Annotated in this window: 31 protein-coding genes; 30 read left to right on the top strand and 1 reads right to left on the bottom strand. The window is 44.5% G+C overall.

Annotated features, from left to right (window positions below; translation table 11 throughout):
• Positions 1-7 precede the first annotated feature (7 nt).
• Entirely contained in the window at positions 8-2086 is a 2079-nt protein-coding gene (glyS, locus tag THEIN_RS07410) for a glycine--tRNA ligase subunit beta (protein WP_013908060.1), read from the top strand.
• Here the strand turns inward: glyS and THEIN_RS07415 are convergent.
• The gene (locus tag THEIN_RS07415) at positions 2057-2512 is read right to left on the bottom strand and encodes a hypothetical protein (protein ID WP_013908061.1); all 456 of its coding nucleotides are present in this window, start codon (positions 2510-2512) and stop codon (positions 2057-2059) included. The two genes, glyS and THEIN_RS07415, sit on opposite strands and share 30 nt — an antisense overlap.
• 192 nt (positions 2513-2704) lie before the next feature.
• Here THEIN_RS07415 and THEIN_RS11680 point away from each other — a divergent pair, with 192 nt between their 5' ends.
• From THEIN_RS11680 to THEIN_RS07555, 29 genes are all read left to right on the top strand, one after another.
• A complete protein-coding gene (locus THEIN_RS11680) occupies positions 2705-2920 on the top strand; it encodes a hypothetical protein (protein WP_052299057.1) in 216 nt (71 codons plus the stop codon).
• Positions 2893-3522 carry a cytochrome b/b6 domain-containing protein gene (locus THEIN_RS11685; RefSeq protein ID WP_052299058.1) on the top strand — a complete coding sequence of 210 codons (630 nt, stop codon included), beginning with the start codon at positions 2893-2895 and terminating at the stop codon, positions 3520-3522. The genes THEIN_RS11680 and THEIN_RS11685 overlap by 28 nt, the downstream gene beginning before the upstream one ends.
• A gap of 179 nt (positions 3523-3701) precedes the next feature.
• Complete coding sequence (gene rpsL, locus THEIN_RS07425) at positions 3702-4073, top strand: 30S ribosomal protein S12 (RefSeq protein WP_013908062.1); 372 nt, start codon at positions 3702-3704, stop codon at positions 4071-4073.
• Between the two features lie 14 nt (positions 4074-4087).
• Positions 4088-4561 (top strand): 30S ribosomal protein S7, encoded by a 474-nt coding sequence (rpsG, locus tag THEIN_RS07430; RefSeq protein ID WP_013908063.1) that lies wholly within the window; start codon positions 4088-4090, stop codon positions 4559-4561.
• A gap of 110 nt (positions 4562-4671) precedes the next feature.
• Positions 4672-6759 carry an elongation factor G gene (fusA, locus tag THEIN_RS07435; RefSeq protein ID WP_013908064.1) on the top strand — a complete coding sequence of 696 codons (2088 nt, stop codon included), beginning with the start codon at positions 4672-4674 and terminating at the stop codon, positions 6757-6759.
• A gap of 13 nt (positions 6760-6772) precedes the next feature.
• Positions 6773-7972, top strand: coding sequence for an elongation factor Tu (gene tuf / locus THEIN_RS07440; RefSeq protein WP_013908065.1), 1200 nt, complete (start codon positions 6773-6775; stop codon positions 7970-7972).
• A gap of 24 nt (positions 7973-7996) precedes the next feature.
• Entirely contained in the window at positions 7997-8311 is a 315-nt protein-coding gene (gene rpsJ / locus THEIN_RS07445; RefSeq protein ID WP_013908066.1) for a 30S ribosomal protein S10, read from the top strand.
• A gap of 18 nt (positions 8312-8329) precedes the next feature.
• A complete protein-coding gene (gene rplC, locus THEIN_RS07450) occupies positions 8330-8965 on the top strand; it encodes a 50S ribosomal protein L3 (protein ID WP_013908067.1) in 636 nt (211 codons plus the stop codon).
• 13 nt (positions 8966-8978) lie between these two features.
• Entirely contained in the window at positions 8979-9602 is a 624-nt protein-coding gene (rplD, locus tag THEIN_RS07455; protein ID WP_013908068.1) for a 50S ribosomal protein L4, read from the top strand.
• A complete protein-coding gene (gene rplW, locus THEIN_RS07460) occupies positions 9599-9889 on the top strand; it encodes a 50S ribosomal protein L23 (RefSeq protein WP_013908069.1) in 291 nt (96 codons plus the stop codon). Before rplD ends, rplW begins: the two co-directional genes overlap by 4 nt.
• Before the next feature lie 11 nt (positions 9890-9900).
• Positions 9901-10728, top strand: coding sequence for a 50S ribosomal protein L2 (gene rplB / locus THEIN_RS07465; protein ID WP_013908070.1), 828 nt, complete (start codon positions 9901-9903; stop codon positions 10726-10728).
• Positions 10729-10740: 12 nt separating this feature from the next.
• Entirely contained in the window at positions 10741-11028 is a 288-nt protein-coding gene (rpsS, locus tag THEIN_RS07470) for a 30S ribosomal protein S19 (RefSeq protein ID WP_013908071.1), read from the top strand.
• 9 nt (positions 11029-11037) lie between these two features.
• Positions 11038-11379 (top strand): 50S ribosomal protein L22, encoded by a 342-nt coding sequence (gene rplV / locus THEIN_RS07475; protein WP_013908072.1) that lies wholly within the window; start codon positions 11038-11040, stop codon positions 11377-11379.
• A gap of 15 nt (positions 11380-11394) precedes the next feature.
• On the top strand, positions 11395-12054 hold the full coding sequence (gene rpsC, locus THEIN_RS07480; RefSeq protein ID WP_013908073.1) for a 30S ribosomal protein S3: 660 nt from the start codon (positions 11395-11397) through the stop codon (positions 12052-12054).
• Between the two features lie 13 nt (positions 12055-12067).
• Entirely contained in the window at positions 12068-12487 is a 420-nt protein-coding gene (gene rplP, locus THEIN_RS07485) for a 50S ribosomal protein L16 (RefSeq protein ID WP_013908074.1), read from the top strand.
• Entirely contained in the window at positions 12484-12687 is a 204-nt protein-coding gene (gene rpmC, locus THEIN_RS07490) for a 50S ribosomal protein L29 (protein ID WP_013908075.1), read from the top strand. Before rplP ends, rpmC begins: the two co-directional genes overlap by 4 nt.
• 16 nt (positions 12688-12703) lie before the next feature.
• Positions 12704-13009: a 30S ribosomal protein S17 gene (rpsQ, locus tag THEIN_RS07495; protein ID WP_013908076.1), complete on the top strand. Its 306-nt coding sequence runs from the start codon at positions 12704-12706 to the stop codon at positions 13007-13009.
• Between the two features lie 18 nt (positions 13010-13027).
• A complete protein-coding gene (rplN, locus tag THEIN_RS07500; RefSeq protein ID WP_013908077.1) occupies positions 13028-13396 on the top strand; it encodes a 50S ribosomal protein L14 in 369 nt (122 codons plus the stop codon).
• Between the two features lie 11 nt (positions 13397-13407).
• Positions 13408-13779, top strand: coding sequence for a 50S ribosomal protein L24 (rplX, locus tag THEIN_RS07505; RefSeq protein ID WP_013908078.1), 372 nt, complete (start codon positions 13408-13410; stop codon positions 13777-13779).
• A 7-nt stretch (positions 13780-13786) separates the two neighbouring features.
• Complete coding sequence (gene rplE, locus THEIN_RS07510; protein WP_013908079.1) at positions 13787-14332, top strand: 50S ribosomal protein L5; 546 nt, start codon at positions 13787-13789, stop codon at positions 14330-14332.
• 8 nt (positions 14333-14340) lie between these two features.
• Positions 14341-14526: a type Z 30S ribosomal protein S14 gene (locus tag THEIN_RS07515; RefSeq protein ID WP_013908080.1), complete on the top strand. Its 186-nt coding sequence runs from the start codon at positions 14341-14343 to the stop codon at positions 14524-14526.
• Positions 14527-14539: 13 nt separating this feature from the next.
• Positions 14540-14935, top strand: coding sequence for a 30S ribosomal protein S8 (rpsH, locus tag THEIN_RS07520; RefSeq protein WP_013908081.1), 396 nt, complete (start codon positions 14540-14542; stop codon positions 14933-14935).
• Between the two features lie 17 nt (positions 14936-14952).
• Positions 14953-15522, top strand: coding sequence for a 50S ribosomal protein L6 (gene rplF / locus THEIN_RS07525; RefSeq protein WP_013908082.1), 570 nt, complete (start codon positions 14953-14955; stop codon positions 15520-15522).
• A gap of 18 nt (positions 15523-15540) precedes the next feature.
• Positions 15541-15921, top strand: coding sequence for a 50S ribosomal protein L18 (rplR, locus tag THEIN_RS07530; protein WP_013908083.1), 381 nt, complete (start codon positions 15541-15543; stop codon positions 15919-15921).
• Between the two features lie 19 nt (positions 15922-15940).
• A complete protein-coding gene (gene rpsE, locus THEIN_RS07535; RefSeq protein ID WP_013908084.1) occupies positions 15941-16462 on the top strand; it encodes a 30S ribosomal protein S5 in 522 nt (173 codons plus the stop codon).
• Positions 16446-16634 (top strand): 50S ribosomal protein L30, encoded by a 189-nt coding sequence (gene rpmD / locus THEIN_RS07540; RefSeq protein ID WP_013908085.1) that lies wholly within the window; start codon positions 16446-16448, stop codon positions 16632-16634. Before rpsE ends, rpmD begins: the two co-directional genes overlap by 17 nt.
• A gap of 4 nt (positions 16635-16638) precedes the next feature.
• Complete coding sequence (gene rplO / locus THEIN_RS07545) at positions 16639-17088, top strand: 50S ribosomal protein L15 (RefSeq protein WP_041435206.1); 450 nt, start codon at positions 16639-16641, stop codon at positions 17086-17088.
• Positions 17089-17098: 10 nt separating this feature from the next.
• The gene (secY, locus tag THEIN_RS07550) at positions 17099-18415 is read left to right on the top strand and encodes a preprotein translocase subunit SecY (protein ID WP_013908087.1); all 1317 of its coding nucleotides are present in this window, start codon (positions 17099-17101) and stop codon (positions 18413-18415) included.
• Between the two features lie 19 nt (positions 18416-18434).
• Positions 18435-19079 carry an adenylate kinase gene (locus THEIN_RS07555; protein WP_013908088.1) on the top strand — a complete coding sequence of 215 codons (645 nt, stop codon included), beginning with the start codon at positions 18435-18437 and terminating at the stop codon, positions 19077-19079.
• Positions 19080-19092 lie beyond the last annotated feature (13 nt).

Genomic DNA, 19092 nt, shown 5'->3' on the forward strand with positions numbered 1-19092 from the left:
GAGAGAAATGGCCAAAGATCTACTTTTTGAAATAGGAACCGAAGAGATACCGGCAAGGTTTATTGAACCAGCCTTAAAAGCCATTAAAAACTTAGCCGCTGAGGAACTCCAGAAGCTTTCTCTTTCCTTTGGCGGAATAAAAACTCTGGCTACCCCAAGGAGGCTTACCCTTTACGTGGCTGAACTTGCGGAAAGGCAACCTGACCGTGTAGAAGAAATTTTAGGTCCTCCAAAGCAAGCGGCTTTTGACGCTGACGGTAAACCCACTAAAGCGGCCCTCGGGTTTGCCAAGAGACATAACGTTTCGGTGGAGGAACTTTCGGTAAAAGAGACGCCTAAAGGTGAGTATGTTTGTGTTACTAAGAAAATTCCTGGCGAAGAGACAATCAATCTTTTACCGACTCTTTTAGAAAAGCTGGTAAAGAGTATCCCTTTTCCCAAGACTATGCGTTGGGGCACGAAGAAGCTTCGCTTTGCCCGTCCCATAAGATGGTTTTTGGCTCTTTACGGCAAACAGGTGATTCCTTTTGAGCTTGCTGGCGTAAAAGCCGGAAACATCACCTTTGGTCATCGGTTTATGGCCCCTGAGCCTATAGAAATAGAAGACTTCGTTTCTTACGTGCGCAAGTTGAGAGAGGCTTTTGTGGTTGTGGAACCTGAAGAGCGTTTGGCCAAAACCAAAGACGAAGTCACCGACGCGGCCTTAGATATTTCAGCTGAGGTTTTAGAGGACGTAGAGCTTCTTCATGAAAACGCCAACCTGGTAGAATTCCCTTACGCCACTTTAGGAAATTTTGAGCCCAAATTTCTTTCTTTGCCGAGGCCGGTTCTTATCACCGCCATGCGTGAGCACCAGCGTTATTTTTCCGTAGTTGACAAAGAAGGAAATCTTCTTCCCCATTTCATTGCGGTTAATAATACTAAGCCTGAAGACCCTTCGGCTTTGATTGCTGGCCACGAGCGAGTTTTAAGAGCTCGTCTTGAGGACGCAAGTTTTTATTTTGAACGTGACAAAAAGATTCCTCTGGCTGAAAGGGTTAAAGAGCTTGCTCACGTGGGTTATCATGCTGAGCTTGGCTCTCTTTATGATAAGACCGAACGCCTAGCCAAGCTTTCCGCCTGGCTGGCTGAAAGGCTTGCCCCTGATAAAAAAGACCTGGCCCAAAGGGCGGCTTATCTCGCCAAGGCCGATCTAGTAACCGAGCTAGTTCAAGAGTTTCCAAGCCTTCAGGGGATAATGGGTAGGGAATATGCCCTTTTAAGTGGTGAACCCCCAGAAGTAGCTCAGGCTATTTATGAGCATTATCTTCCGGTTAGCGCAGGTGGTGAGCTTCCTGAAAGCACCCTTGGGTCCATAGTGGCTCTGGCGGACAAGATGGACACCCTTTGTGCCTTTTTTGGTATTGGTGAACATCCGACAGGAGCGGCGGATCCATTTGGCTTGCGTCGTGCAGCTTATGGCCTAATTGAGATTATTTTGGCTAAAAATTTCAGTCTTTCTCTCAGCGAATTCATAAATGAAGCCTTAAGTCTTTTGCAGGAACGCCTTAAGTTCCCCCAAAAAGAAGTTTTGCTTGAGGTTAAACAGTTCATTGGCAAACGTTTTGAAGGAGCTTTGGCCAGCCGCGGCTATAGTGACGAAATGATAAAGGCGGTTATGGCGGCAGGCTTTGACGATCTGGTAGATACGCTTAAACGCCTTGAGGCCCTCAAAAAAGTTTACGAGAGTGAAGAATTTCCGGCGCTGGCGGTGGGGTTTAAACGGGTGATGAACATGGTGAAAAAGTTATCGGGAAGGCTTCCCTTTAGTGATAGTCTTTTAAAAGAAGAGCCAGAAAAGGGGCTATATAAGGCCTATCTAGAAGTGAGAGAAGAGGCCCTACCTTTGGTTGAAAAGGGAGAATACGAAAAGGCCCTTCATAGTTTTATAAAGCTGAAGAGGCCAATAGACGAATTCTTTGACCAAGTGTTTGTTATGGTGGAGGAGGAAGACATCAGGCAAAACAGGCTTGCTTTACTCCAAAGAATAGCCGAGCTTTTTCTCTCAGTGGCTGACCTATCCTACCTTAGAGAGGAAGCGGCTTGAGATATGCTGAATATATTTGCGCAGATCAGGGGCTAGCTCTTTTTCCGGGTGAACACCCTTTTCCGCTAGCTCCTTGCGCAAGATTTCCAGGCTACTTCTGAAATAAGTAAGAAAATAATCAAACTCAGCAGGAGTTGGCGAGCGCTTAAGAAAATCTTCAATGATCAACTCGGCCAGTTTAAGGAATACTTCTCGTTCTAATTCTTCTGCCTCTTCAGGTGAAACTCTCTTAAAAGTAGAAACCGAGGCCAAAAATAAAGTCTGGGCAAAACCCATTAAAGCATCTTGAATTTGATCGTTTGATAGATCTACATTTTGTTCTTCAAGTATTTTTTTAAGTTTATTTACAAGCAAATAGGCCTCGTCCCATATTTCACGGGCAAGGATATCTGGTGAGGCTTTAAATTGAGTTGAGTTTTCTTTCATCAAGTTTTTCTATATCAAGAGCTTCTTTTCATGTCAAAACTTTATGTGCTTTTAATGCTCAGATAGCTTTTTAATTCTTTTTTTTGAATAAATTTAAGCTACCCCCAGGTAATAGTTGAGTTAAAAAATTTAGCGTTTCAAATTCCTATTTGTTTAGTAGAATTTAGAATAAAAATTTTTAGAGCAGGAAAAATGAAAAAGAAAACTCGAGTTTTGATATGGGATTTGCCAACAAGATTATTTCATTGGGGACTAGCCTTAGGTTTTATTGGAGCAGCTGTTTTAGCTTTCTTTGCCGGAGAACATAACCCTTTATTTCCCTATCACGCTATTTTAGGCTTAATAATCGCTTTTATGGTTTTTTTAGAATTATATGGGGTTTGGTTGGGCCTAAACACGTTCGTTTAAAAACATTCATTTTCAGTCCCCAAAAAGTTATTGAATATTTTAAAGGGATATTGCGAGGCAGTGGACCAAAATATGTAGGGCATAATCCTGGTTCTGCTTATGCCAGCTTAGCTATGTTTGTTCTTATTATTTTGCTGGCCATCACAGGAGTCATGATTGGCCTGGGAAATGAATCAGCTGAAGACTTACACGAGTTTCTGGCCTATATAATGCTTTTTGTTGTCCTAGCTCATATTTCTGGGGTGGTATTGTACAGTTTACGCCATAAAGAAAATATTGCGGCTAGTATGATCCATGGCAAGAAAACAGGAGATGAGAAAGAGGGCATATCATCTTCGCACCCGTTAACAGCTTTGGTTTTTCTTATTTTGACAGGGGGATGGGCCCTCGGGCTTATTGCTAATTATAATCCTGCAACAGTATCCACCCGTCTTCCTTTACTTGGAACTCAAATCCATCTTGGCGAAATTGAAGAAAAAGAGCACCAGTTTGAGGAAAGAAATAGAGAAGAACTTGAAAAAGATTATTATGATGAGGACGATGAACATTATGATGACGAAGATCACGATATTCATGAAGAAGAACATGAAGATGATGATTAGGGTTAAAAAATGTTAAAACTTGGTGACAAGATAGAAAAGTTGTTATATAATTCCTTTTGCCTTCTGGCTGGGCATTAGTTCTTAAACTTAGCCCTTGACAAAAAGCAAAGAGGTCGTTATAAATTTTCGGCCCACAAAGAAAGGCCGTGGGTTATATTTTTGTTTGGTGAGGTTTAAATATGCCAACGATTAACCAGTTGATAAGGCTTGGTCGTGAAAAGAGAAAGACAAAGTCAAAGTCTCCGGCGCTTATGGGGTGCCCGCAGCGTCGCGGGGTTTGTACTCGTGTTTATACTACTACTCCTAAGAAGCCGAACTCGGCGCTTCGTAAAGTAGCCCGTGTGCGTTTGACTAATGGTATAGAAGTTACGGCTTATATTCCAGGGATTGGTCATAATCTTCAAGAGCACTCGGTAGTTCTGGTGCGTGGTGGTCGTGTTAAAGACCTCCCTGGTGTTCGTTACAAGATTATTCGTGGCGCTCTTGACGCCGCAGGTGTTCAGGATCGTCGTAAGTCTCGTTCTAAATACGGAGCTAAAAGACCTAAATAAAAAGGGTAGGAACTATGCCACGAAAAGGACCTGTACCAAAAAGAGAAGTGCCGCCTGATCCTAAATACGGAAGCGAATTGGTGGCTCGTTTTATTAATCGTTTGATGCTTGATGGCAAAAAAAGTGTGGCTCGTCGTATTTTTTATGGAGCCATGGAGCTTTTGCGCGAAAAGAGCGGAGGGGAAGACCCCTTGCAAATTTTTGAAAAGGCAGTAGAAAACGTTAAGCCTTTGCTTGAGACCCGCTCAAGAAGAGTGGGGGGGGCAACGTATCAAGTGCCTGTAGAGGTACGGCCCGAGCGTCAGCGCACTCTGGCTATACGCTGGATAATTTTGGCTGCACGTGAGCGTCCTGAAAAAACGATGGTAGAAAGGCTTGCGGGAGAGCTCTGGGACGCTTACAATAATCGCGGCGCAGCCATTAAGAAAAGAGAAGATACCCACCGGATGGCAGAGGCTAACCGGGCCTTTGCTCACTATCGGTGGTAATAATTTAGATACCCATTTTCAAAGAATGGGGAGACTTTTATAAAAGTTTCCCCATTCTTTATGTTTAAATTTTTGTTTGTGAATACAAGGTAATAAGGGGTTAAGAGAGGATGAATAAGGAATCCTTGGCCAAACTTAAGAAAACGAGAAACATTGGTATTGTTGCGCATATTGACGCCGGAAAAACTACAACTACTGAGCGTATCCTTTATTATACCGGCCGTACCCACAAGATTGGTGAAGTTCACGAAGGTACGGCTACTATGGACTATATGCCCCAGGAGCAGGAAAGGGGAATTACTATCACTTCTGCTTGCACTACTTGCTTCTGGCGGGATCACCGAATTAACATCATTGATACCCCTGGTCACGTGGACTTTACGGTAGAGGTTGAACGTGCTCTACGCGTACTTGACGGAGCCGTAGTTATCTTCTGTGCGGTTGGCGGTGTTGAACCTCAGTCTGAAACGGTTTGGCGCCAGGCTGACAAGTATGGCGTTCCCCGTATCACTTTCGTTAACAAGATGGACCGTGTGGGGGCCAATTTTGAGGCTGTTCTTGAGCAAATGAAGTCTCGCTTGGGTGCTAATCCGGTGGCTATCCAGATCCCTTATGGAGCGGAAGAAGATTTCCGTGGAGTTATCGATCTGGTTGAGATGAAGGCCATCGTTTGGGATGAATCTACTCTTGGGGCACGCTTTCACGAAGAAGAAATCCCCGCTGAATTAAAAGACAAAGCTGAAGAGTTTCGTAATCGCATGCTTGAGGCTTTGGCTGATGTCAGCGAAGATATAATGATCAAATACCTTGAAGGTGAAGAAATTTCTCCTAAAGAAATTCGCGAAGCTCTTCGCGAAGGTGCCGTGAAGCTTCAGTTGGTGCCGGTTCTTTGTGGTTCTGCTTTTAAAAATAAAGGTGTTCAGCCTCTGCTCGACGCTATTATAGATTATCTACCTTCTCCTTTAGATATTCCACCGGTTAAAGGAGTTAATCCTGAAACTGGTGAAGTAGAAGAGCGTATTACCGACCCAGATGCTCCTCTTGCTGCTTTGGCTTTTAAGATTATGACTGACCCCTACGTGGGAACTCTTACTTTCTTGCGTATTTATTCTGGAAAAATTGAAACGGGCATGAGCGTTTATAACGCGACTAAGGGCAAGCGTGAACGTATTGGCCGTTTGGTGCGTATGCATGCCAATCGCCGTGAAGAAATTACCGAAGCAGAAGCTGGTGATATCGTGGCGGCCCTTGGTTTGAGAAATACCACTACTGGTGATACCCTTTGTGATGAAAATCATCCAATAGAGCTTGAGTCTCTAGAGATCCCAGAGCCGGTTATTTCGGTGGCTATTGAGCCGAAAACCAAGGCTGACCAGGAAAAGCTTTCGGTTGCCCTTCAAAAAATTGCCCTTGAAGATCCGTCTTTCCGGGTGGTGACAGATCATGAGACCGGTCAGACCCTTATTTGGGGGATGGGCGAGCTTCACCTGGAGATCATTGTTGACCGTCTTACCCGTGAGTTTAAAGTTCAGGCAAACGTTGGTAAACCTGAAGTAGCCTATCGTGAAACCATAACCGCTTCTGCTGAAGCTGAAGGGAAATATATCAAGCAGACAGGTGGTCGCGGTCAGTATGGTCACGTAAAAATCGTTATTGAACCAAATCCCGAAAAGGGCTTTGAGTTTATATCTGAAATTGTGGGAGGGGCTATTCCTAAAGAGTTTATACCTGCTGTAGAAAAAGGGGTTAAAGAGGCCATGGAGCAGGGTGTAGTGGCGGGTTATCCAATGGTTGACGTTAAAGTTCGCCTTGTTGATGGTAGCTACCACGAAGTTGACTCTTCAGAAATTGCGTTTGCTATTGCTGGTTCCATGGCTTTTAAAGATGCGGCTCAGAAGGCTAAGCCTATTCTCCTTGAGCCCATTATGAAACTTGAGGTAGTCACTCCTGAAGAATATCTTGGTGATGTTTTGGGAGACATTTCTTCTCGTAGGGGTAAGGTCCAGGGGATGGAACAGCGTCCTGGCGTAAGGGTAATAAAAGCCCTTGTCCCCTTGGCAGAAATGTTTGGATATGCTACAGAACTTCGTTCTAAGACACAGGGCCGAGCAACCTTTACCATGCAGTTCTCGCACTATGAAAAATTGCCTGAGGCCCTGGCGGAAGAGATTGTCCGTAAGTCTAAGTTAGCAGCGTAAAGGAGGAGAGGAAATGAGTAAGCAGAAGTTTGAGAGGCGTAAGCCGCATTTAAACATTGGGACGATTGGTCACATTGACCACGGAAAAACGACATTGACCAGTGCCATAACCAGGGTGCTTTCTACCAAGGGTTGGGCGGAATGGATTCCGTTTGATAATATTGACCGTGCGCCTGAGGAGAAGCAGAGGGGGATTACCATTCAGTTGGCGCACGTTGAGTATGAGACAGAGAAGCGCCACTATGCCCACGTGGACTGTCCTGGGCACGCTGACTATATCAAGAACATGATTACGGGAGCGGCACAGATGGACGGAGCTATTTTGGTAGTAGCGGCCACTGATGGTCCTATGCCGCAGACCCGTGAGCACATATTGTTGGCGCGTCAGGTTAACGTTCCGGCTATCGTGGTATTTATGAACAAAGTTGACATGGTAGATGACGAAGAGCTTTTGGAGTTGGTAGAGCTTGAGATTCGGGAGTTGCTTTCTAAGTATGATTTTCCTGGAGACGATGTGCCGGTGATAAGGGGGAGTGCGTTAAAGGCGCTAGAGTGTGGATGTGGGAAGGAGGATTGTGAGTGGTGTGGGAAGATATGGGAATTAATGAAGGCGGTAGATGAGTATATACCTGAGCCCAAGAGGGAGGTAGACAAGCCGTTCTTGATGCCGGTTGAGGACGTATTCAGCATAAGTGGACGAGGGACGGTGGTGACAGGTAGGGTAGAAAGAGGAGTGATAAGGCCTGGAGATGAAGTAGAGATAGTAGGGCTTAGGCCGACGATAAAGACAGTGGCGACTAGTGTAGAGATGTTCAGGAAGATACTTGATGAGGGACTTCCTGGAGACAACGTAGGGATATTGTTAAGAGGAGTAGGGAAGGACGAGGTAGAGAGGGGTCAGGTATTAGCAAAGCCTGGTAGTATCACGCCGCACACCAAGTTTAAGGCGGAGGTATATATATTGACGAAGGAAGAGGGAGGGCGGCACACGCCGTTTTTCAATGGATATAGGCCACAGTTTTATTTTAGGACGACGGATGTAACAGGAGTAGTGACGTTGCCAGAGGGAGTAGAGATGGTGATGCCGGGAGACAATGTGGAGTTTGAGGTACAGTTGATAAAGCCGGTGGCGATGGAAGAGGGTTTGCGTTTTGCGATAAGAGAAGGTGGCCGCACGGTAGGTGCTGGTGTTGTTACCAAGATTTTGGAATAGTTTTAGGAGGCTTGAGGTCCGGTCATGATAGTCCCGACCCAGAAAATACGAATAAAATTAAAGGCGTTTGATCATAAGATACTTGATCATTCAGTGGCAGAGATTGTGCGTACGGCACGTGATACCGGAGCAAGGGTAGTGGGTCCTATTCCGCTTCCGACTAAAATAAGTCGTTGGACGGTGCTTCGTTCACCGCATATTGACAAAAATTCGCGGGAGCAATTTGAGATTCGGACCCACAAGCGGCTGCTCGATATACTTGAGCCAACCCAGCAGACTATTGACGCGTTGATGCAGCTTGAGCTCCCTGCCGGGGTTGAAGTGGAAATCAAGCTCTAAGGGGTGTGAGAGATGTCTATGGTTCAAGGACTAATTGGAAAAAAATTAGGAATGACCCGTATATTTACCCCTTCAGGGGAAGCGGTTCCGGTGACGGTAATAGAGCTTGGCCCCTGTACGGTGGTGCAGGTAAAAACACAAGACCGTGATGGATATAATGCCGTGCAGTTGGGTTTTAAGCCCAAAAAGTTGACCAAGCTAAACAAACCCATGCAAGGGCATTTTACCAAAGCCGGGCTTGATCATGGCTTTTATGTATTGAAAGAATTTAAAGTAGATGACCCTGAAGCCTTTTCACCTGGGCAGGTTATCACTTTAGCCGATCTTTCTATTGAGCCTGGTAAAAAGATCAAGGTTACCGGAAAAAGTAAGGGTCGGGGGTTTACCGGAGCTATTAAGCGCTGGGGTTTTAGGCGTCAGCCTATGAGCCACGGTGCTAAACAGGTACACCGTAAGCCTGGTTCAAGTGGAGCCAGTGCTTTTCCAGGCCGGGTAATCAAGGGTAAAAAGATGCCTGGGCACTACGGTAACGAGACGGTTACTATCAGAAACTTAAGCATTGTTGACGTTAAACCTGAGAAGAATGTTATTTTAGTTAAAGGTGCGGTGCCTGGTTCGGTAAACAGCTACGTTTACGTATATTTTAACACGTAGAGGAGAAAGTATTATGGCCACGGTAGCGGTGGTTAATAATAAAAAAGAAAAGGTGGACGAAGTGAATCTTCGAGAAGATATTTTCAATGTGCCGGTTAAAGTAGGGCTTTTGCACCAAGTAGTTCGTTGGCAGATGGCCCGCTGGCGAGCAGGAACTGCTTGTACCAAAACTCGTGGTGAGGTGCGTGGTGGTGGGCGTAAGCCCTGGCGTCAGAAGGGAACAGGTCGTGCGCGTCAAGGGAGTATTAGAGCGCCTCATTGGGTTGGTGGTGGAGTGGTTTTTGGTCCTAAGCCTCGTGATTACGAATTTAAAGTTAACAAAAAGGAACGCCGTTTGGCTTTAAAGATGGCGCTTTCGGCTAGGGCTCAGGAAGGAAAGCTTCTAGTAGTAGATGATTTTGGTCTGGACGAGATTAAGACTAAAAAGTTTGTTGAGTTTCTAAAAGGGCTTGGGGCAGAAGATGCCTTGGTAGTACTTCCTGAGCGAGATGAGGTGGTTGAAAAGAGTGCTCGTAATTTGCCCACAGTAAAAGTGCTTACGGTAGATGGTTTAAATGTTTATGACATTTTGGACTACGAATATTTGATTATAAAACGTGAGGCCTTGCCAAAAATCGAAGAGAGGCTTTCAAGATGAAGGATCCAAGAACAATTATTCTAAAACCGGTTATCAGTGAAAAGGCCATGATGCTTAAAGAAAAGAACAATCAGGTGACTTTTTGGGTAGCACCTGACGCTAACAAAATAGAAATCAAAAAGGCGGTAGAAACTCTTTTTGATGTGAAGGTTGAAAAGGTGCAGACCATCAGAGTTAAAGGAAAGCCCAAGAGAATGGGGCGTTTTGAAGGGCGTCGTCCTTTACGTAAAAAGGCTATTGTACGTCTTGCCCCCGGGCACAATATAGAAATTTTTGAAGCAGTGTAAGGGGTAGGGTTATGCCGATTAAAAAGTGTAAGCCAACATCACCTGGCCGGCGTTTTATGAGTTTTGTAATAGACCCGGATTTGACGCCGGGTAAAGAGCCGGAGAAGTCTCTTCTTGAGCCTTTGAAGAAGACCGGCGGGCGTAATGTATATGGTCGGGTAACGGTTAGGTTTAGAGGTGGTGGACATAAACGTCTTTATCGTCGTATAGATTTTAAACGTAATAAAGATGGTATTCCGGCTAAAGTAGCGGCTATTGAATATGACCCTAATCGTTCAGCTAATATTGCCCTTTTGCACTACGCGGACGGAGAAAAGCGTTATATTCTTGCACCACTTGGCCTTAAAGTGGGCGATATTTTAATGTCTGGGGAAAACGTAGAGGTAAAAGTGGGTAATTGTATGCCCCTTAAGAATATCCCGCTTGGTACTATTATTCACAATATTGAGTTAAGGCCAGGTAAAGGTGGACAGATGGCCAGAGCGGCGGGAACTTTTGCTCAGCTTATGGCCAAAGAAGGTGATTATGCCCACTTGAGATTACCTTCAGGTGAAATTAGAATGGTTCACCTTAACTGCCGGGCTACAATTGGTCAGGTAGGCAATATTGACCACGAGAACGTAACTTTAGGGAAGGCCGGGCGTTCCCGTTGGTTGGGTAGAAGGCCGCATGTGCGCGGTGTGGCTATGAACCCGGTGGATCACCCCATGGGTGGTGGTGAAGGTCGCACTCACGGTGGGCGTCATCCGTGCTCACCTTGGGGGCAGTTAGCCAAAGGGCTTAAAACTAGAGGTAAAAAACCCTCTGACAAATTTATTGTTAGAAGACGTAAGGGCTAGGAGAGGTGAGATATGCCTAGGTCAAAGAAGAAAGGGCCATTTGTTGATGAACATCTCTGGAAAAAGGTGCGTAAGGCCCTTGAGACTGGAGATAAAAAAGTTATCAAGACTTGGAGCCGACGCTCAACTATTTTGCCTGAGTTTGTGGGCTTGACCTTCGCCGTGCACAATGGCCATAAATTTATTCCGGTTTATGTTACTGAGAACATGGTTGGCCACAAACTCGGTGAGTTTGCCCCTACGAGGACGTATAGGGGGCATGCTGCTGATAAAGGTAAAGTAAAAGGTAAGAAGAAATAGGAGTGAGTTATGGAAGCGCGGGCGCAAGCTAAATATGTACGTATATCACCGTATAAAGCGCGTTTAGTGGTAGATCTCATTCGCGGCAAATCTGTAGATGAGGCCTTGAAAATTTTGCAGTTTACCCCTAAAAAGGGAGCGCGTTTGGTGCGCAAAGTATTGGAATCGGCAGTGGCTAATGCAGAACATAATTATCAGATGGATCCAGACCAGCTTTATGTAAAAAGGGCGTATGTAGATGAAGGTCCGCGTCTTAAAAGATTTTGGCCGCGGGCTTTTGGTAGGGCTAGCCGGATTTTAAAGCGCACCAGCCACATTACCGTGGTGGTAGAAGAAAAACCTGAGAAATAGCAAGGAGGGCGAGCTTTGGGTCAGAAAGTAAATCCCATAGGATTGAGAATAGGGATAACCAGGACTTGGGATTCCCGCTGGTTTGCTAAAGGCGATTTTCCTAAGTTTGTACATGAAGATTACCGTATACGCCGTTTTATAAAAGACCGGCTTAAACATGCGGGGATTTCTAAAATAGAAATTGAGCGGGCGGCCAATAAAGTACGCATTATTATACACACAGCTCGCCCGGGTATTGTCATCGGTAAAAAAGGTGTTGAAATAGAAGCCCTTAAAAAAGAGCTTGAGAAGCTTACTGGTGGCAAAGAAATTCATGTAGATATTGTTGAAGTTCGTCGCCCAGAGCTAGATGCCCAGTTGGTGGCGGAAAATATAGCTACTCAGCTTGAGCGCCGTGTTTCTTTTAGGCGGGCTATGAAAAGGGCCGTAGCCTTAGCTATGCGGTTTGGAGCCCAAGGCATAAGAGTCCAGTGTAAAGGGCGTCTTGGTGGTGCAGAGATTGCTCGTAAAGAGTGGTATCGCGAAGGTCGAGTGCCTCTTCATACTTTGCGGGCAGATATTGATTACGGTTTCGCTGAAGCTAACACCAAATACGGTGTTATTGGAGTAAAGGTCTGGTTATTTAAAGGTGAAGTTTTACCTGAAAAAGGGGAAATGGCGCCTCTTAATATCTAGGAGGTAATAAAAGATGCATTTACAACCGCGTAAAGTTAAATATCGTAAACAACAAAAAGGACGTAACCGCGGAAAGGCCTGGCGCGGAAACGCAGTATCTTTTGGAGAATTTGGTCTCCGTGCCCTTGAGCACTGCTGGCTTACTTCCCAGCAGATTGAAGCAGGTCGTGTGGCCATAGTGCGTTGCGCCAAAAAGGGGGCCAAGATCTGGATCAGGGTCTTTCCCGACAAGCCTATAACTAAAAAGCCTGCTGAAACCCGTATGGGGAAAGGTAAAGGTAGTGTAGAAGGCTGGGTAGCGGTTATTAAGCCTGGCCGTATTATTTATGAGGTTGAAGGTGTGCCTGAAGAGGTAGCGCGGGAGGCATTGCGGCTTGCGGCAGATAAGCTCCCTATCAAGTGTAAGATTGTTTCTCGGGAGGACAGGGTATGAAACCTAAGGAGCTTCGTCGTTTGTCAGTGGTGGAACTTCAAGACAAGCTGCGTGAATTAAGAGAGGAGCTTTTTAATTTGCGCTTTCAGAAGTCTATACACCAGCTTGAGAATCCTATGAGGATTAGACAGGTAAAAAGAGATATTGCCAGAATTCTTACTATTATGCGTGAAAAAGAATTACAGGGAAAAACTTCATAGATAAAGGGTCGTGAAAATGGCAGAGAAAGCTAAAAAAGGAATAAAGCGTTTTGTAGGAATAGTGGTGAGCGACAAGATGGACAAAACCGTGGTAGTAGCGGTTGAACGTCTTAAGATGCATCCAATTTATAAAAAATACATTAAAAGACGTAAAAAGTTCATGGCCCATGATGAAGAAAATGCCTGTCGGGTGGGCGATAAGGTTTTAATTGAAGAAACAAGACCTCTTTCCCGTCACAAAAGATGGCGCGTAAAAAGTATTATTGAACGGGCCAAAGTATTAGACAAAGGCACAGAAGAAAAGGCCCAAGAGGAAGCTTAGAGAGGGTGGTGATAGGTTATGATTCAGCAACAGTCATATTTAAACGTCGCGGATAACTCTGGAGCTAAAAAAATAATGTGCATTCGGGTGCTAGGAGGAGCTGGCCGGCGTTATGCTCGCATCGGAGACGTGATTATTGCTTCAGTAAAAGAAGCTCTTCCGAACTCCAAAGTTAAAGCTGGAGATGTTGTACGGGCGGTTGTGGTTCGCACCAAAAAAGAACAACCACGCCCTGATGGCACCTTAATAAGGTTTGATGAAAATGCGGCAGTGTTAATCAACCAGTGGGGTGAACCTATTGGAACCCGTATCTTTGGACCAGTAGGTCGTGAGTTGCGTTCTAAAAGATTTATGAAGATTATTTCGCTTGCGCCAGAAGTTCTTTAAGGGGTTAGGATATGCGATTTTTTAGAAGTAAGCAGAGAAGAGATATTAAACCGCATCAGGTTAAGGTTCATATTAGAAAGAATGATCAGGTAGTAGTTATTACGGGAAAAGACAAAGGTAAGATTGGAAAGGTTTTACAGGTCTTTCCCAGAAGGCAGCGGGCTATAGTAGAAGGGGTGAATATTGTTAAGAGACATATGAAGCCTACCCCTTATACTGAAGGCGGAATTGTAGAAAAGCCTGCTCCGGTTCATATTTCCAATCTTATGGTGTTTTGCCCTAAGTGTAATAAAGGGGTAAAAGTTGGACGTAAGTTTTTGGAAGATGGCACTAAGGTTCGTGTGTGTAAAAAATGTGGAGAGATTATAGAGGCGAAGGAGTAGGGTGGCTATGTCCTGGCTCAAGCAATACTACGAAGAAGAGGTTGTTCCAAAGCTTATGGAAAAATTTGGTTATAAAAACAAACTTGAAGTACCCCGTCTGAAAAAAATTGTCCTTAATATGGGTTTAGGGGAGGCGGTTCAAAATCCCAAAATTATAGACCAGGCAGTAGAAGAACTCGCTATTATTGCTGGTCAACGGCCAAGCATTAGAAGGGCGAGGAAATCTATTGCTGCGTTTAAGTTGCGTGAAGGTATGCCTATTGGAGTAATGGTTACCTTGCGCAAAAACCGCATGTATGATTTTTTTACTCGCTTGGTCAACGTGGCTTTGCCTCGGGTGAGAGATTTTCGCGGTGTTCCTGCTCGGGGTTTTGACGGGCGAGGTAACTTTACCATGGGAATCGATGATCATACTATTTTCCCTGAAGTTGACCCAAATAAAGTAGAAAAAATTAAAGGTATGAACATAACTTTTGTAACTACTGCGGAGACAGACGAAGAGGCTTTTGAGCTTCTTAAAAATTTAGGTATGCCTTTTAAACGCAAGAGATAGGAGGAATCATGCCGCGTAAAGCGCAGATTGTAAAAGCTTTGAGAGAGCCCAAGTTTAGAGTGCGCAAGCGCAATAGGTGTTCTATTTGTGGCCGGGCCCGGGCTTACATACGCCGTTTTGGTCTTTGTCGTATTTGTTTTAGGAATCTTGCTTCTCAAGGCAAAATTCCTGGTGTAAGAAAAGCCAGTTGGTAAGGAGTAAAAGGCCATGATGACAGATCCAATTGCTGATATGCTGGCTCGCATTCGGAATGCTTGTCAGGTGCACCATAAAACGGTAGAGGTGCCGGCGTCTAAAATGAAGCTGGCCATTGCTAAGATTTTGAAAGAAGAAGGCTATATTGAAGATTTCCGTTTTATTCCTGAAGGACCTCAGGGCAAGATCGAGATAACATTAAAATATGACGAGCAGAAACGTCCTGTTATTGCCGGCATGAAAAAGGTTTCAAAACCTGGGCGCCGAATTTACGTCAAAAAAGAAGATTTACCCCAAGTTTTAGGCGGTTTTGGCATAGCCATAATTTCTACCTCTCAGGGTATTATGACAGACAAAGAGGCCCGTAAACGGGGTATTGGTGGCGAAGTTATTTGTGAAGTTTGGTAGGAGAGAGGTGAGTTAATATGCTTTCACGTATTGGGAGAAAACCTATTCCTCTGCCTGATGGAGTAAAGGTGGAGATAAAAGAAGATAAGATTATTGTACAAGGTCCTAAGGGGAGACTTGAGAAGCCACGTCCACCCCTAGTAGAAATAAAAGTTGAGGACAAGGAAGTAAAGGTACTTCCTGCTGAAGTCCAAAAACGTCTGGCCACCAAGGTAAAGGCATTTCATGGCCTGGCCAGAGCTTTGCTGAATAATTGGGTAGTGGGAGTTTATAAGGGTTTTACCAAGTCTCTGGATATAGTCGGTCTCGGTTATAAAGCGGACCTGAAAGGTGATACTCTAATTTTAAGTGTAGGTTATTCTCATCCGGTAGAATTTAAATTACCTAAAGGCGTTTCCGCAAAGGTCCAGCGTGGGGCTGGAGATGTTCAGTTTCAGATAATTCTTGAAGGTATAGATAAAGAACTTGTAGGGCAAACAGCAGCAAATATTCGCAAAATTAGGCCTCCTGAGCCTTATAAGGGCAAGGGGATTCGTTACACTGGTGAAAAAATACTACGTAAAGCCGGAAAAGGCGGAAAGAAATAGGAGTAAGGTGAAGAGGCTATGGGAAGAACGAGCAAAAAGGTATTGGCACGGCTTAGGAGAAAACGTCGCGTAAGAAAAAAGATTTTCGGTACACCCGAAAGACCGCGGTTATCGGTTTTTCGTTCTTGTAAACATATTTATGCCCAAATAATTGACGATGTTCATGGAAAGACTTTGGTAGCAGCGTCTTCTCTCACCCCTCAGATTAGGGAAAAGGTCCTTGAGGCCAAGAAAGAAGGCGGTAAGACTGCTGCTGCCAAAGTAGTAGGAGAATTTTTAGGGCAACGAGCCCTAGAGGCAGGGATAAAGAAGGTGGTTTTTGACAGAAGCGGCTATAAATATCATGGTCGCGTAAAGGCCCTGGCTGATGGGGCCCGAGCCGCTGGTTTAGAGTTTTAATTTTAAGGAGGAGTGAGCCTTGGTGGCATCACCTAAAGAAAACGAACAGTTAATAGAGAAGATAATTTTTATAAATCGTGTGGCTAAGGTCCACAAAGGTGGGCGGCGCTTTCGGTTTTCTGCTCTGGTAGTAGTGGGAGATGGTGCCGGACGTATCGGATATGGCTTAGGTAAGGCCCCAGAGGTGCCAGATGCCATTCGTAAGGCCTTAGAAAAGGCCCGCAAAAATATGATAAAAGTACCCGTAATAAATGGCACCATTCCGCATCCTATTTTAGGTATTTACGGTGCTGCTCAGGTACTTCTTAAGCCGGGACCTCCAGGTACTGGAGTTATTGCCGGGGGTACGGTTCGAGCCATCATGGACGCAGTGGGCATTAAAGACGTGGTAACCAAGTGTATTAGAAGTACCAATCCACATAATGTGGTTAAGGCTACTTTTAAGGCCCTTGAAAGTTTACAGGATCCTGAATATGTAGCCAAAAAGCGTAATCTTCCTAAAGAAGAAGTGGTAGGTGAAGGCCATGGCGAAGCAGCTTAAGATTACTTTAGTGCGTAGCAAATATGGGTGGTCTAAAAAGCAGAGAGGAACTATTGCGGCTTTAGGTTTGAGGCGAATTCGCCACACAGTAGTAAAGCCGGATAATCCTTGCATTCGTGGAATGATTGAAAAAGTAAAACATTTAGTAAAAGTGGAGGAGATCGATGGCTGAAAGAATCAGCCTTTCCAATTTATCCCCTTTTCCGGGGTCTAAGAAAAAAGAAAAAAGAGTGGGACGTGGTCCAGGCTCTGGCCATGGTAAGACGGCTTCTAAAGGCCACAAAGGGCAAAAAGCACGTACTGGTGGTGGAGTGCCACCGTGGTTTGAAGGCGGCCAGATGCCAATACTCAGGCGTTTACCAAAAAGAGGTTTTAAGAATCCTTTTAGAGTGGAATATGCCGTTATCAATGTTGGGGATTTGGCCAAAAGATTTGCCGCTGGTGATGAGGTAACTCCTGAAATTTTACGCCAGGCTAAAATTCTTAAGGGTTCTCCTAAGCCTCTTAAAATCCTGGGAGATGGGGAAATATCTATAGCTATTAAGGTTAAGTGCCACGCTATTTCCAAGTCAGCTAAAGAAAAGATTGAAGCTGCAGGTGGCTCTGTAGAGATCATCTCCCTTTAGGAGATTTTTCATGTTGCAATCTAGAGGTGTAGAAACTCTTGCCAATATTCCAGAGTTGCGCCGCAGGATACTTTTTCTCCTGGCGGCGCTTGCTATTTATAGAGTGGCTGTCCAAATTCCTACCCCTGGTATAAATACCTTGGCATTAGCTGCTCTATTTGATCGGGCTGGAGGAACAATATTCGGTTTTTTGGATATGTTTTCAGGAGGTGCTCTAAGGCGGCTTTCCATTTGTGCCCTTGGCATAATGCCCTACATTAGCGCCTCGATTATTTTACAACTACTTACCGTTGTTTTCCCGTCTATAAAAGAGATGCAAAAAGAGGGGCCTGAAGGACGCCGGAAAATAGCCTATTATACTCGATATCTCACGGTAGCTATTTGTTTGATTCAGGGCTTTGGAATTGCCGTCGGTCTTGAACGAATGACTGCTCCTAATGGAGATCCTATTGTCCTTTTTCCTGGCTGGGGATTTAAAATACTTACTATGATAACGTTGACTGCTGGTACTATTTTTCTTATGTGGCTTGGTGAACAAATAACTGAACACGGGATTGGAAATGGTATCTCCATGTTGATTTTTGCCGGTATTGTGGCGGGTATCCCAGGCGCTTTGATCAGGACTTTTCGTTTAGTTAAAACCGGCGAACTTTCTCCTGTGGTCTTGATTCTTATTTTGGCTTTAATAATAGCTGTAGTTGCTTTTACTGTTTTCATGGAACGGGCCCAGAGGCGCATTCCTATCCATTACGCGCGAAGGCAGGTGGGTCGTCAAATAGTAGGTGGCCAGACAACTTATTTGCCGCTTAAAGTTAACATGGCTGGAGTTATCCCTCCTATTTTTGCTTCGTCTGTGCTTATGTTCCCAGCTACTATAGCTAATTTTGTTCCTCTTGAATTTTTTCAAAAAATGACTCACTGGTTTCAGCCAGGAAGCCTTCTTTATGAAATATTGTTTGTGGTTTTAATTATTTTCTTCTGTTATTTCTATACGGCTATTATCTTTAATCCCCAAGAAGTAGCAGAGAATCTTCAGAAACAAGGTGGTTTTATTCCTGGTATAAGGCCGGGTAGAGCTACGGCAGAATTTTTAGATAAAGTACTTACTAGGCTTACGTTGATAGGAGCACTATATATTTCAGCTATTTGTGTTTTACCCACTATTTTGATAAAAGAGTTTAACGTACCTTTTTATTTTGGAGGAACCGCCCTTCTCATTGTAGTTGGTGTGGCTATGGATACCATGGCCCAAATTGAGGCCCATCTTTTGACCAGACATTATGATGGGCTTATGAAGCAAGGGCGTTTACGTGGTCGAGGGCGGTAATAGCTAAAAGGAGGGGGTTATGAATATAGTCTTTTTAGGACCACCAGGGGCAGGCAAAGGTACACAGGCTAAAATGATTGCTGAAAAGTTTGGTATCCCGCAGATTTCTACGGGAGACATGTTTCGTGAACACCTTTCTAAGGGTACAGAACTTGGTAAAAAAGCCAAGGAATACATGGATAAAGGTGCTCTTGTTCCTGACGAAATTGTTTTGGGGATGGTGGAAGAGCGTCTTAAACAGCCTGATTGTGAAAAAGGTTTTATTTTAGATGGTTTCCCCCGCACAGTACCTCAGGCCGAAGCTTTAGATAAGCTTCTTGAAAAACTTGGTAAAAAGATAGATTATGCCATTTTAATTGATGTTCCTGACGAAGAGTTGGTAAAACGTCTTACAGGGCGCCGCACTTGCAAGAAATGTGGCATGATGTATCATGTAATGTTTAAACCGCCCAAGGAAGAAGGCAAGTGTGACGTGTGCGGCGGAGAGCTTTATCAACGAGCGGACGATAATGAAGAGACTGTTCGTAACCGTTTAAAGGTTTATCACGAACAAACTGAGCCTATAATTGAGTATTACGAAAAGAAAGGAGTCCTTCACCGCATTGACGGTATGGGCTCTATTGACGAAATATTTAATCGTATTGTTAAATTACTTGGCGGGTAAAATTGCGTAAGAC

The organism is Thermodesulfatator indicus DSM 15286 (assembly GCF_000217795.1).
GTDB classification, from domain to species: domain Bacteria; phylum Desulfobacterota; class Thermodesulfobacteria; order Thermodesulfobacteriales; family Thermodesulfatatoraceae; genus Thermodesulfatator; species Thermodesulfatator indicus.

Coding starts and splice junctions, on each gene's coding strand:
- rplX (WP_013908078.1), top strand. CDS start 13,408: ATGCGATTTTTTAGAAGTAAGCAGAGAAGAGATATTAAACCGCATCAG.
- secY (WP_013908087.1), top strand. CDS start 17,099: ATGTTGCAATCTAGAGGTGTAGAAACTCTTGCCAATATTCCAGAGTTG.
- THEIN_RS11680 (WP_052299057.1), top strand. CDS start 2,705: ATGAAAAAGAAAACTCGAGTTTTGATATGGGATTTGCCAACAAGATTA.
- rplW (WP_013908069.1), top strand. CDS start 9,599: ATGAAGGATCCAAGAACAATTATTCTAAAACCGGTTATCAGTGAAAAG.
- glyS (WP_013908060.1), top strand. CDS start 8: ATGGCCAAAGATCTACTTTTTGAAATAGGAACCGAAGAGATACCGGCA.
- rplV (WP_013908072.1), top strand. CDS start 11,038: ATGGAAGCGCGGGCGCAAGCTAAATATGTACGTATATCACCGTATAAA.
- fusA (WP_013908064.1), top strand. CDS start 4,672: ATGAATAAGGAATCCTTGGCCAAACTTAAGAAAACGAGAAACATTGGT.
- rplP (WP_013908074.1), top strand. CDS start 12,068: ATGCATTTACAACCGCGTAAAGTTAAATATCGTAAACAACAAAAAGGA.
- rpsL (WP_013908062.1), top strand. CDS start 3,702: ATGCCAACGATTAACCAGTTGATAAGGCTTGGTCGTGAAAAGAGAAAG.
- rplE (WP_013908079.1), top strand. CDS start 13,787: ATGTCCTGGCTCAAGCAATACTACGAAGAAGAGGTTGTTCCAAAGCTT.
- rplR (WP_013908083.1), top strand. CDS start 15,541: ATGGGAAGAACGAGCAAAAAGGTATTGGCACGGCTTAGGAGAAAACGT.
- rpsG (WP_013908063.1), top strand. CDS start 4,088: ATGCCACGAAAAGGACCTGTACCAAAAAGAGAAGTGCCGCCTGATCCT.
- rplC (WP_013908067.1), top strand. CDS start 8,330: ATGGTTCAAGGACTAATTGGAAAAAAATTAGGAATGACCCGTATATTT.
- rplD (WP_013908068.1), top strand. CDS start 8,979: ATGGCCACGGTAGCGGTGGTTAATAATAAAAAAGAAAAGGTGGACGAA.
- THEIN_RS07515 (WP_013908080.1), top strand. CDS start 14,341: ATGCCGCGTAAAGCGCAGATTGTAAAAGCTTTGAGAGAGCCCAAGTTT.
- rpsQ (WP_013908076.1), top strand. CDS start 12,704: ATGGCAGAGAAAGCTAAAAAAGGAATAAAGCGTTTTGTAGGAATAGTG.
- rplB (WP_013908070.1), top strand. CDS start 9,901: ATGCCGATTAAAAAGTGTAAGCCAACATCACCTGGCCGGCGTTTTATG.
- rplN (WP_013908077.1), top strand. CDS start 13,028: ATGATTCAGCAACAGTCATATTTAAACGTCGCGGATAACTCTGGAGCT.
- rpsJ (WP_013908066.1), top strand. CDS start 7,997: ATGATAGTCCCGACCCAGAAAATACGAATAAAATTAAAGGCGTTTGAT.
- rplF (WP_013908082.1), top strand. CDS start 14,953: ATGCTTTCACGTATTGGGAGAAAACCTATTCCTCTGCCTGATGGAGTA.
- rpmC (WP_013908075.1), top strand. CDS start 12,484: ATGAAACCTAAGGAGCTTCGTCGTTTGTCAGTGGTGGAACTTCAAGAC.
- rpsH (WP_013908081.1), top strand. CDS start 14,540: ATGATGACAGATCCAATTGCTGATATGCTGGCTCGCATTCGGAATGCT.
- rpsS (WP_013908071.1), top strand. CDS start 10,741: ATGCCTAGGTCAAAGAAGAAAGGGCCATTTGTTGATGAACATCTCTGG.
- THEIN_RS07415 (WP_013908061.1), bottom strand. CDS start 2,512: ATGAAAGAAAACTCAACTCAATTTAAAGCCTCACCAGATATCCTTGCC.
- tuf (WP_013908065.1), top strand. CDS start 6,773: ATGAGTAAGCAGAAGTTTGAGAGGCGTAAGCCGCATTTAAACATTGGG.
- THEIN_RS07555 (WP_013908088.1), top strand. CDS start 18,435: ATGAATATAGTCTTTTTAGGACCACCAGGGGCAGGCAAAGGTACACAG.
- rpmD (WP_013908085.1), top strand. CDS start 16,446: ATGGCGAAGCAGCTTAAGATTACTTTAGTGCGTAGCAAATATGGGTGG.